Raw genomic sequence first — 11,179 nt, forward strand, 5'->3', positions numbered from 1 at the left:
CGTCGTGGCCGTGTCGCGAGTGTACGAAACGCCGCCGGCCGGCGGGGTGGCGACGCGGCCGTTCCTGAACGCCGCCGTCGCGGCGGCGACCACGCTTTCGGCACGGGAACTGCTCGGCCTGTTGAATGGGATCGAGGCCGCGGCCGGGCGCATCCGCAAGGAGCGCTGGGCCGACCGCACGCTCGATCTCGACATTCTCCTTTATGGCGACCGCATCATCCAGGAGCCGGGCCTCGCGATCCCGCATCCGCGCCTTGCCGAACGGCTTTTTGTTCTCGCGCCGCTTGCGGACATCGCGCCGGACACCGTTGTTCCCGGGACCGGCAAAAAGGTCGCCCCGTTGCTGGCGGAGTGCGCGGATGACGCGCGGGCGACGGTGGTCGACGTACCCGGGTGGACTTGAACCACAGAGAACACAGAGAACGCAGAGGAAATCGGGTGAGGAATCGCTAGTGAAAGTTGCCCGCACTCTTGGCGCGTTTGGCCGTTGTCGTGCATGCCGCCGGTTCTGCCTTAGCTTCCCTTCGTGTCCTCCGTGTCCTCTGTGGTGAATGTTCTTCATCCGTCGCTTGCGGAAAACCGTCCGAAGTCGGCGTCAATAAAGGGGATTCTTGACATTCGGCGAGGCGCTGGGCTACCTTCGGCCAAGCTCGATCCATGTCAGGTTGGAGATGAACGCACGTACCGTGGCCCCTTTGGGGCTGATCGTCATCGTCGCTCTGGCCGTGTCGGGGTGCGTCGCGGGCAAAACGTCCGCGCCCGCCGTCGACTCGTCGGCGGAGTTGCGCGCGCAGATGGAACAAATGCAACGCACGCTCGCCAACATGAATCTGCGGATGGAGGAGTTGAACAACTCCGTCGCGTTGCTTCAAGACACGGCCAAGGCGAACCGCGACTCGATCCGCAAGATGCGCTCGGAGATGGATACGCCGACGATCTACATCGGCGAGACCACGCCCGTCGCGCCCGCGACGGAGTCGGCGCCGCTGCCTTCGGGCGGGCCGACGCAAGACTTCGGATCGGCCGCGGGCGAAGGCTATGTGCCCGGCGCCGCGGTTTCGTCCTCGCCGCCGTCCCTGGCCGGCGCGCCCGTGGTCATTCCGCCCGCGCAGGGCGGCGACGCGGATCGCCCGTCGTCGGAAGACGGCCTGTCGGTGGCACGCGGGCACCATCGCGCGGGACAATACGGCCTCGCGGCGTACGAACTTGGCCGCTATCTGGCGGCGCCGCGTTCAACGAACGACGCGGCGGCCGCGCGGATGCTGCTTGCCGAAAGTTATGAACGGCTTGGCGACCATGCCCAGGCCTCGAGGCATTACGGACTCGTGCTCTCATCGGGCGCGGGATCGTACGCGCCCCAGGCCCGCTATCGTCTTGCCGAGTGCGCCGTTGCTCTCGGGCAAAAGGTAAAGGCCCGGGAATTGTTCAAGTCCGTCGTCAGTCTTCATCCGGGCACGGATGAGGCGCGCCGGGCCTCTGAGAAGCTTGCCCAACTCGAGTCCCCCGAGGAGGACGCCCGATGACCGCAAGACTCGTCCTTGCAATCGCCCTTGGCCTTTTCGTCGCCGTTTCGGCGGCGGTGGCCGAGACCGACCAGGCGCCCGCGGAGACGCCGCCCAACCAGATCGCCATCGAAACGGACATCATGGAATACACCATCACGTCCGGCGACACGCTGTGGGATCTTTCCACGCGTTTCTACGGCGATCCGTGGCTGTGGCCGACGATCTGGGAGCTGAACCCGTATATCGCGGATCCCCACTGGATCTACCCGGACAACAAGCTGAAGGTCCGGCTGGTCGAGGGCCTGTCGTACGCGTGGAAGGGCGGCGAGCCGTCGTTCCTCGCGCCGGCGGACTGGTGGGATCCGACGTTCTACTACACGACGCAGCAGAACATGGTCGATTTCATCACGAAGGCCGAGATCGAGCAGTCCGGCGAGATCGTGGACGAGATCGACGATAGCCTCCTGCTTGGCGAATACCACGACATCTACTTCACGATGCCCGAGGAAACGAACGTCCAGCTCGGCGACATTTTCACCGTCTATCGCGAGCGCGAGTCGGTGCGCAGCCCGAAAGAAGGCTCGCTCGGCAACATGATCGAGACGCTCGGCGAGATCGAAACGACCAACTCGACCACGCTCAAGAACGGGCGCGTCGTGTACACCGGCCGCATCGTCCGCTCCACCGCGGAGATCGCCGTGGCCGACAAGGTCGTCATGATGCCGCGCGACAGCTACACCGTCACGCTCAACAAGACGAGCCTTGACCTCGAAGGCAACATCGTCGCGTTCCATCCCGAGCGCATCAACTTCGGCCAATTCGAAACGGTGTTCATCGACGTGGGAATGAAAGACGGTGTCGAGGTCGGCAACAGCTTTTCCATCTGGCGGGAGAGCAAGGACGAAAGCCGTCTGCCCGGCTATTTCATCGGCAACCTCATCGTGGTGCACGTGGAGCCGGACAACGCGACGGCGCTCGTCACGAACTCGCTTCGCGAGATGGCGGTCGGCGACCGCATCCAGAGCGATATCGACTAGACGCATCCGCCGCGGCCCGCGCCGCGGCGCGGTACAACACGGGGCATCCGGGGTTGCGCGCCGCGCGTCCCCGGTTTTTTTATTGGGGCCGGAAAGGCGCGGGCACGGGTACGATGGACAATGTGGACGTCATGGACATCATGGACTTGATGAACCCGAACGACCGAGCCGCCGCAACGCGCCTTGCGACGAACTTTCGGACTTCCAAACTTCCAGACTTCCAGACTTTTGGACTTCCCGCCTTCCAATCTTCGTCATGCTGAAAATCCACGACGCGGGCAAGCGCCTCATCGTCGGCGTGCCGGGCGTCGATGTGACGCCGGAGGCGCGTTTCGCGCTGACCGAGCTGGGAGCCGGCGGCATCGTCCTGTTTTCGCGCAACTTCGAGTCGCCCGAACAGCTTCGCGACCTCGTGCGCCGGTATCGAGAGCTGTGCCGGCACGATCGCCTCGTCGTCGCGGTCGATCAGGAGGGTGGCAAGGTGCAGCGCCTGCGCGCGCCGTTCACCGAGTGGCCCGACGCGCGCGCGTTCGCCGAAGCGGGAAACGCCGGGGATATCGCGCGCTTCGCGCGTTTTCTTGCCCGCGAGCTGGCCGCGGTCGATATCGATCTCGATTTCGCGCCGGTGTGCGACGTGCTGACGTGGGCGCAAAATCCCGTCATCGGGCGGCGCGCGTTCTCGTCCGACGCGAACGAAGTCGCCGGGTGCGTGCGGGCGTTTATCGACGCGATGAAGGACGAAGGCGTGATGGCGTGCGCCAAGCACGCGCCCGGCCACGGCGACACGGAGGCGGACTCGCACGTCGCGCTGCCGCAAACGGACGCCGACGCGCGGCGCCTCGCGGGCGTCGAACTGGTGCCGTTCGCCGAGGCCGCGCGCGCCGGCGTCGCGGCGATGATGACCGCGCACGTGATCTATCGCGGCATCGACCGCGAATGGCCGGCGACGCTGACAAGCCGCGTGCTCGATCTCGTGCGCGCGTTGCCGTTTGACGGGCCGCTGATCTCCGACGACCTGGAGATGGCGGCGATCGCGGACAATTTCGGCGTCGGCGAGGGCGCGGTGCTCGCGCTTCTCGCGGGTTGCGATTTGCTGCTGGTCTGCCATCGCGCGGATCGGCAAGAGGAAGCCGCGGCCGCGATCTACGACGCGATGCGCGGCCGCCGCTGGAAACGAGAGGCCATTTGGGATTCGGACAAGCGCCTCGTGGAATGGAATCGGCGCTTCCCGCCGCGAACAACGCTCCCGCCGCTTTCGGTCATCGGCCACGGCGAGCACGAGGCGCTCGCCGAGAAGGTTCGAAGCGCGAGCGGTTGATTGCGCCGCGCGGCTTGACGCACCGAATCGAAAGGCGGACCATCGTTACATGGCGCGGAACGAAAAAGACACGAAGCGCACGCGAAGAATTGCTGTCGAAAAGCGCGGGGAAAAGTACGTTATCGAGCTTGGCGCCGAGGATTTGCGTTCAATCGGCGTCGATCTCGACAAACCGCTCGTGGATATGGTCGTCGGCGGAGACGCCATTCGAATCGTGATGACGCAGGACGAAGAGCGCCGCGAGAGGTTTACGAAGGCGCTTGAAGAAACGCATCGCGAGTACGCGAAAGCGTTGAAACGACTCGCTGAATAATTCCTCATGTCCGCGCATTTCGACCCGGCATTCCTGTCCATCATCGAGGTCATCGAAATTCACGAAAGCTGCATTCGTGAGTACGGCGGCTCCATGGGGGTTCGAGACCCTGGGTTTATTGGAGTCCGCCGTCGCCGCGCCGCAATCCGGATTCGGCGGTGTGCTTTTTCAAACGGATAACGCGCAAGTCGCGGTGGCGTAACTCTTTCATCTTGTTTCCAATCATCCGTTCATCGACGGAAACAAGCGTGTCGGCGCGGCGTCCGCCGTGATGTTTTTGAAAACGAATGACCTGGTGTTCCGAATCCCGGAAGACGAGCTTGTCGATATCACGCTCGCTGTCGCGACGCACACCGCGTCGAACGACGACGTTGCCGCCTTTTTCCGGCGGTACATCGACAAATAAACGGCGATCCGTGTGAGCGGCGCTACTCGAGGATTTCGAGGTGCGACTTTTTGCGGGTGCGCAGCGAGGCCGCGGCCAAAAGCGTGCGCAGGCTGCGCGCCATGCGCCCGCCGCGTCCGATGACCTTGCCCAGGTCGTCGTCGGCGACGGTCAGCTCGTACGTCGTCTGACCGCCCTGGACGATCTCGTCCACGTGCACGTCACCGGGATTCTCGACGAGCGCGCGCGCGACGAACTCGATCATGTCCTTGAGATCCGCGTCCCGTTCGCCGGATTCGCGGCGATTCCCGTCAGGCACCGACGTTGATACCTTGCGCCTTCAGGAGGCTGCGGACGGTGACGGAAGGCTGAGCACCCTTGCCGAGCCACGCATCGACGGAATCGCGGTCAAGCGAAACCTTGTCTCCCGCGGTTTCCTTGCTCGGGTCGTAGGTTCCCACGAAATCGACGACGCGGCCGTCGCGCGGCGAGCGCGAATCGGCGACGACGATGCGATAAAACGGCTTTTTCTTCGCGCCCATGCGCGTCAGACGCATAACCAGCGGCATCGGTTCCCCATCCATAAAGCGGGCGGCGTCGCCACCCAGCGGCGTTGCGGGGCGTTTTCTACACGAAATCGCGGGATTCAACAAGCGGCAATCCGAAATCTTCACCGCGAAGACGCAAAGAACGCGAAGGGCGCGTCATATCCAAAGAACGCGAAGGCGGCGTTGACCCGCTCCCTGACGGTCGCGGTTCGTATCGTTTGTGTTCCGCCGGATCGCGATTCTGCGATTTCATTCCCAATTCCCAATTCCCAATTCCCAACTCCCAATTCTCAACGTCGTTTTTTCTTCTTGCCCGGCTTCCCCATCGCCTTGCGCGCGGCTTTCATCGCCTTGGCGCCTCCCAGGCCCGGCGGCATCGAGCCACCCATGCCGGGCATTCCGGGCATGCCGCCGCCCAAGCCCCCCATCTGCGCCATCTTCGTAATCATCGTTTTGGCCTGGGCGTACTTTTTCAACAAATTGTTTACGTCCTGGATGGTCGTGCCCGAACCGCGCGCGATGCGCTGGCGCCGGCTGCCGTTGATGATCGTATGGTCGCGGCGCTCATCCGGCGTCATGGAGCCGATCATCGCGTCGATCTTCGTCAACTCGCCCTCGTCCGGCGTCAGGCCGCTCATCGCTTTCAACTTGCCCATACCGGGGATCATCGACATCAGCGAATCGAGCCCCCCCATGCCGCGGACCTGCGCGAGCTGCTTGCGGAAATCGTCGAGCGTGAACTCGTTCTTGCGCAGCTTGCGTTCGAGCTCCTGAGCCTCGCGCTCGGACATCGCGGCCTCGGCGCGTTCGACGAGCGTCATGATGTCGCCCATGTCGAGGATGCGCCCGGCCATGCGGTCCGGGTGAAACATCTCGAGGGCGTCCATCTTCTCGCCGACGCCGACGAGTTTGACGGGCTTTCCGAGAACGGCCTTGATCGACAGCGCCGCGCCGCCGCGCGCGTCCGAATCCATCTTCGTCAGCACGACTCCCGTGATCTCGACCTCGTCGTTGAACGCCTTGGCGACGTTGACGGCCTCCTGGCCGGTCATCGCGTCGGCGACAAACAGGATTTCGGAGGGCTTGAGCTTGTCCTTGATGCGACGCAGCTCTTCCATCATCGCTTCGTCGATCGAAAGACGGCCGGCCGTGTCGATGAGGAGGACGTCGTGCCCGAAGCGCTCGGCCTCCTCCCGCGCGGCGACGCAGATATCGACGGGGTCCTGCCCGACGTGCGAGGCGTAGACGGGCAGATCGAGTTGCTTGGCGAGCGTTTTGAGCTGTTCGATGGCGGCGGGGCGGTAGACGTCCGCGGGCACCAGAAATGGCCGGCGGCCCTTTTTGCGCAGATAGTTCGCGGTTTTGCCGACGCTTGTCGTCTTTCCGGAGCCTTGCAGGCCGACGAACATCACCGGCGCGGGGCGGCCGGACAGCGTGAGGTCCTGCCCCTTGCCGCCCATCAGCTCGGTCAGCTCCTCGTGCACGATCTTCACGAAGTGCTGGCCCGGCGAAAGGCTTCGCATGACCTCCGAGCCCATCGCGCGCTCCTGCACCCTGGCGAGGAATTCGCGCGTGACGCGGAAGTTCACATCCGCTTCGAGAAGGCTCATCCGCACGTCCTTCATGGCGTCCTGGATGTTCTTCTCCGAAAGCTTGCCCTGACCCTTGAGGTTTTTGACGACGTCGTTCAGTTTTTCGGAAAGGCTTTCAAACATATCGTTCCCGCGCCCGGTTCGCGTGTCGCGCCGGACGTTTGCGTTGCGTGCGTTTTCGCTCTTTTTCGTTGACGCGGCCCGTCAAGTCGCGCGATCTTTGTAGAAGATGATGACGCCAAGTTCAATCACGCCCGCCCGGATCGGCCGAGCCCTCGCCGCGGTCCTTTTTGCGATCGTGTGCGTGATCGCGTTTGTCGCGACGGAATCCCGAGCGGACGAAGCCTCGACGACCGCACCCGCGACGCCGGCCGAGCCGGAATATTCGGCCGAGATCGAACATCTGGCGCAGGAAGCGAAAGGCCGGTTGCTGAAAACGAACGGCGGGCGCATCGCGCTCGCGGCGATCGAAAAGGCCGGCGGTCTTGCGAACTGGTATGCCGGCGGCGCGATCGAATTTTCGTACGAATATCGTGTGCGCGAAGACAAACCGCCGTACGCATCCACGCAAACGCACGATATCCGTAGCTCGCGAATGCACCAGCAGGTGCATGGTCCCGTCGAAGGCCGTACCGCCTGGACGGGCAAACGGGCATGGACGACGCTTGAGCCCGGCGAATTCCCGGTGCGTTTCTGGGCAACCAAGCCGTATCACTTCACAGCGATGCCGTTTGCCGCGGCGGCGCCGAACGCCTACCTCTCGCTGAAGCCGGACGACGACGGCACGTCACTCGGTTTTGAGCCTTCGCACGCGGTCGAAGTCTGGTTCGACCAGGGCGGCAACAGCACACCGGATGATTGGTATCGCCTATACCTTACGCAGAAGGACTTGCGTCTCGTCGGCATGACGTACGTGCTCACGTATCGCAAATACCTTCCGGGCGATCCCGAGACGCACTCGTCCGAGCACCTGGTCGTATTCGAGGATTTCGAATCGCGGGGCGGGATTTTGCTGTCGCGCACGCACACCGTCCATGAACTCACGGACGAGCGAAAACGCGCGGACGTCCGCGCGAAAGGCACGGTGTCGGAGTTGGCGTTTCCGGCGACGTTCGACGACGCGCTGCTGAAGCGCCCCACGGGTGCGATGAAACGCCGGTCGCTCGATGCCTTGCGTCCAGACGACCGGGAATGGGATCCGAATTTTTTATTGCAGCTGACGATCTGGTTGTCTTATTTCGGAGCAACAAGATAGCCAGAATGCGCGCGGAACCTGGCACCGGGAGCATTTGTGTTCTTTGTAGTGACGCGAGTCAGCTCGCCCGCACGCCCTTGAGCTTTGCGCGGCCATCTTCGATGGACACCTTGAATCGCACGGGCCCACCGAGTTTTTCCTTCAGCACCGGCATCTGTTTTTCGAGCGAGGCGCGGAAGGCGTCGTAGGAGAGCTTGGCGGTGTCGCCGGTGCGGCGGCGTGCGTCGACATATTCGTCGAACAGTTCGCGCACGGGATCGGGGCGCACCTGGCCGTTGTCGTGCACGCGCTTCCACTCCTCCGTGTGCTGCAGGACCTCATCGGTTTCGTGATCGAGCTTGCCCACGCGGGTGTCGGCCTTGAAGCGATGCGGCGCGTAGGTGCCGTTTTCGATCTGCACCAGGATGCGATCCCACAGGCGCTGATAGGCGTTAAACGTCGCCTGAAGGCTCTGAAAGCGGAATTTCGTGCCGGTGTTGGAGACGTGCTGCGCGGTGACGAGGCGAATGATCTCCTGAATCTTCTTGCGGTCCTTTTGCGGCTCGGTCCGGCGCTCGCCCGCGAAGTACTGCTCATACTCGTGCTTCAGATCCTTTGTCCGAAGTTCGATCTCATTGAGGGCCTTCACGATGTCCACGAAACAGCACCCCACTTTGCAGGTCACCGACGCAAATCTTAGCTTTAGGGTTTTCCCAGTGTAAAGCGAGTGGGGAAAATTACAAACGGGCCGGCTCGCGGCCAAAACCGAGGTATGCCCGGCGCCCGAATAGCGGCGCCGCCCCCCTTCGCGCATTGGTCGATTTGTGGTAGATTTTTGGTGGATTTTTGGTAGACCGTCCTGGGAGGATTGCGATATGGGCGCCGCGAAGAGGTTCGAAACCAAGGCCGAGATCGTCGATCACCTTGCCGAAAAGTTCGGCCTGACGAAAAAGACGGCGACCGGCGTCGTCAACGAATTTTCGAACATGCTCGGAGATCAGATCAAACGATCGGGCACGCTGACCTTTCCGGGCATCGGGAAGGTGGCGGTATCGAACGGGAAATCCGGCGACCGGAAAACTCCGACAAAATCGCAAACGCCGCGCGCACGACGTCGATCGATCGACTCTCAATCCCTCGACCACGAACCCGTTCGGTCACGATTGCCGGAACTGCACGACGAGACAACCGGTCGGATCGACGCCGTGAAAGTGGCGAATTTTCTTGGAATTACTCTTTCGCAAGTCGCGGCCGCAGTTGGCGTCAAATATCAAACGCTCCATAAAACGCCGACGAGCGAATCGGCTCAAAAGGGGCTCGCTCTTATCAAACGATGCCTCGAAATCCTCGACGAATACTTTCACGAACCGGCCACGATTCGCGCGTGGCTCAACTGCAAGAACGCCGATTTGGGGATGCGGACGCCCATTGAAGTCATTCGCGAAGGATACGCCGATGCGGTCTATGGCATGCTGGCCGCATCTTATTACGGGATTCCAAGCTGATGCTCGACGCGAGGGCGCTCGCACAAATTCTGCCGACTCTGCCGCGTAAGACGGCGCACGGTCCATGGTCGCGCGCGGTCCCGGATGAATTGCTTCAAAAGCCGGTTCCAGGCGGCGCTCCGGACAGTCGTCCGCGACCGCTCTGGCCCGGCGGCGCCGTATTGACAGGAGGTCGTTTCAACCCGCGAGAAACGTTCGATACCATCTATCTCGCGGCCGATTCGATCACAGCTTCGTGCGAGGTCGGCGCCGCGATATTTCAACCGGGCGGCGCACCGATCGCCGTCGAACACATGCCGCTTGTCTTCGTTTCGATTCGCGGCACGGTTTCCGACTTGCTCGATCTTCGCGAGCCCGATATTTGCGACGCGCTACACACCTCGGACATCGAGTTGACGAATGACTGGCGGTATTGGCAATCCCTGCATGCCATGGGGGTTAGTTCGATCCCGCCGACGCAGGAACTCGGTCGCGCAGCGTATATGTGCGGCGTGATCCGCGGCCTCGTTTTCCCTTCGTCCAAGAACCGGCCCCACGGGATTTGCCTGGCTATATTCCCCGATCGGCTGGCCGACGGCGATTTTCTCGAGGTCCACGACCCCTCCGGGCGGCTCGTCGAACGATACCCCTGACGCGCGGGCGCGTCGCCGCTTGATAGCACCCGCCGGTCCGGTCTACGTTCGCGATCGGGGGGTTTTGCGCATGTGCGGCCGATACGCCGGAGGCGACGGGGGCGAGCCGAACGCGGAACTTTTGATTCGCGTGCTGAAGATCATCCGCGACAATCCGGACATCTTCCCGCCGCGCCGCGACAACATCAGCCCCACGCAGTCGGCGCCGATCGTCCGCGAGCGCGACGGCGGCCGGCACGTTGACGAATTGCGCTGGGGGCTTGTGCCGAAATGGGTCAAGGATCCCAAGGATCTGAAAGCGCCGCTCATCAACGCGCGCGGCGAATCCGTCGCGACCAAACCCTCGTTCCGCGAGGCGTTCCGGCGCCGGCGGTGCCTCGTGCCGGCCGCCGGCTTCTACGAGTGGAAAAAAGACGGCGCGAAAAAGATCCCCCATTTCATCCGCCGCGAGGACGAGGGGATGATGATGTTCGCCGGCCTGTGGGAGCATTGGGAAAAGGGCGATGAGGCGATCGACTCCTACACCATCATCACCACGGATGCGCTGCCCGGGCTGCGGGAGCTGCACGACCGCATGCCCGTCATCGTTTCGCCAAACGATTTCGACGCGTGGCTCGATCCGTCGGTGAGCGACGCGGATCGCCTGGCGCCGATCGTGCGTCCGAACGATGACGGCGGGTTGGTGTATTATCCGCAGGATCCGCGCGACGGCGTGATGGCCCGATCGCGCGCATGAAGAAACGAGCCGACGCATGAGCGACACGATCCGAATCAACGTTCTTTGTTTTTCGCACGTGCGCGAGGCGCTCGGCCGGTCGCAGTTCGAAGTCGAGCTGCCCGCGCCGGCGACCGCCGCGGACGCACTCGCCCGCGTGCGCGACATGGCGGGCACGCGGCTCGACCGCCTGACACTGCGCGTGTCGGTCAATCGCGAATACGCGCCTTTGTCCACGCCGCTTGCCGACGGTGACGAGGTCGCGCTGATCCCGCCGGTTCAGGGAGGTGCGCGATGACGGACTCCGCCGATACGAAAACGCGCGTCGTGACAACGACGATCGCCGAAGGCCCGATCGCGCCCATCGCGGCGCACGGCGGCGCGATGGGCGCGAT

The 11,179-nt window shown here is 63.2% G+C and carries 15 protein-coding genes; 11 read left to right on the plus strand and 4 right to left on the minus strand.

Features of this window, described 5'->3' with window-relative positions:
• From folK to K8I61_18640, 6 genes are all read left to right on the plus strand, one after another.
• The coding region (gene folK / locus K8I61_18615) for a 2-amino-4-hydroxy-6-hydroxymethyldihydropteridine diphosphokinase (protein ID MBZ0274058.1) at positions 1 to 403 on the plus strand (403 nt) is incomplete at its 5' end.
• Positions 404 to 671: 268 nt separating this feature from the next.
• Positions 672 to 1,523, plus strand: coding sequence for a tetratricopeptide repeat protein (locus tag K8I61_18620; GenBank protein MBZ0274059.1), 852 nt, complete (start codon positions 672 to 674; stop codon positions 1,521 to 1,523).
• Positions 1,520 to 2,542: a LysM peptidoglycan-binding domain-containing protein gene (locus tag K8I61_18625; GenBank protein MBZ0274060.1), complete on the plus strand. Its 1,023-nt coding sequence runs from the start codon at positions 1,520 to 1,522 to the stop codon at positions 2,540 to 2,542. The genes K8I61_18620 and K8I61_18625 overlap by 4 nt, the downstream gene beginning before the upstream one ends.
• Positions 2,543 to 2,798: 256 nt before the next feature.
• Complete coding sequence (gene nagZ / locus K8I61_18630) at positions 2,799 to 3,860, plus strand: beta-N-acetylhexosaminidase (protein MBZ0274061.1); 1,062 nt, start codon at positions 2,799 to 2,801, stop codon at positions 3,858 to 3,860.
• Positions 3,861 to 3,909: 49 nt separating this feature from the next.
• Positions 3,910 to 4,173, plus strand: coding sequence for a hypothetical protein (locus K8I61_18635; protein MBZ0274062.1), 264 nt, complete (start codon positions 3,910 to 3,912; stop codon positions 4,171 to 4,173).
• 232 nt (positions 4,174 to 4,405) lie between these two features.
• Positions 4,406 to 4,579, plus strand: coding sequence for a hypothetical protein (locus K8I61_18640; GenBank protein ID MBZ0274063.1), 174 nt, complete (start codon positions 4,406 to 4,408; stop codon positions 4,577 to 4,579).
• A 22-nt stretch (positions 4,580 to 4,601) separates the two neighbouring features.
• Here the strand turns inward: K8I61_18640 and K8I61_18645 are convergent, their stop codons facing one another.
• From K8I61_18645 to ffh, 3 genes are all read right to left on the minus strand, one after another.
• The gene (locus tag K8I61_18645) at positions 4,602 to 4,823 is read right to left on the minus strand and encodes a KH domain-containing protein (GenBank protein MBZ0274064.1); all 222 of its coding nucleotides are present in this window, start codon (positions 4,821 to 4,823) and stop codon (positions 4,602 to 4,604) included.
• A gap of 46 nt (positions 4,824 to 4,869) precedes the next feature.
• Positions 4,870 to 5,127, minus strand: coding sequence for a 30S ribosomal protein S16 (gene rpsP / locus K8I61_18650; protein ID MBZ0274065.1), 258 nt, complete (start codon positions 5,125 to 5,127; stop codon positions 4,870 to 4,872).
• Positions 5,128 to 5,396: 269 nt separating this feature from the next.
• Positions 5,397 to 6,821: a signal recognition particle protein gene (ffh, locus tag K8I61_18655; protein MBZ0274066.1), complete on the minus strand. Its 1,425-nt coding sequence runs from the start codon at positions 6,819 to 6,821 to the stop codon at positions 5,397 to 5,399.
• 109 nt (positions 6,822 to 6,930) lie between these two features.
• Here ffh and K8I61_18660 point away from each other — a divergent pair, with 109 nt between their 5' ends.
• A complete protein-coding gene (locus K8I61_18660) occupies positions 6,931 to 7,953 on the plus strand; it encodes a hypothetical protein (GenBank protein MBZ0274067.1) in 1,023 nt (340 codons plus the stop codon).
• Positions 7,954 to 8,011: 58 nt separating this feature from the next.
• On the opposite strand, the gene K8I61_18665 is transcribed toward K8I61_18660, so the two are convergent.
• A complete protein-coding gene (locus tag K8I61_18665; GenBank protein ID MBZ0274068.1) occupies positions 8,012 to 8,590 on the minus strand; it encodes a hypothetical protein in 579 nt (192 codons plus the stop codon).
• Between the two features lie 217 nt (positions 8,591 to 8,807).
• Between K8I61_18665 and K8I61_18670 the strand changes: the two genes are divergently transcribed.
• The 4 genes from K8I61_18670 (at position 8,808) to K8I61_18685 (ending at position 11,082) form a co-directional block, all read left to right on the plus strand.
• Complete coding sequence (locus K8I61_18670) at positions 8,808 to 9,437, plus strand: HU family DNA-binding protein (protein MBZ0274069.1); 630 nt, start codon at positions 8,808 to 8,810, stop codon at positions 9,435 to 9,437.
• Positions 9,438 to 9,598: 161 nt separating this feature from the next.
• Positions 9,599 to 10,069 (plus strand): RES family NAD+ phosphorylase, encoded by a 471-nt coding sequence (locus K8I61_18675; protein ID MBZ0274070.1) that lies wholly within the window; start codon positions 9,599 to 9,601, stop codon positions 10,067 to 10,069.
• 70 nt (positions 10,070 to 10,139) lie between these two features.
• A complete protein-coding gene (locus K8I61_18680) occupies positions 10,140 to 10,805 on the plus strand; it encodes an SOS response-associated peptidase (protein MBZ0274071.1) in 666 nt (221 codons plus the stop codon).
• A 16-nt stretch (positions 10,806 to 10,821) separates the two neighbouring features.
• Entirely contained in the window at positions 10,822 to 11,082 is a 261-nt protein-coding gene (locus K8I61_18685; protein MBZ0274072.1) for a MoaD/ThiS family protein, read from the plus strand.
• The last annotated feature ends 97 nt before the right edge of the window (positions 11,083 to 11,179 follow it).

Source organism: bacterium, from assembly GCA_019912885.1.
Classification (GTDB): domain Bacteria; phylum Lernaellota; class Lernaellaia; order JACKCT01; family JACKCT01; genus JAIOHV01.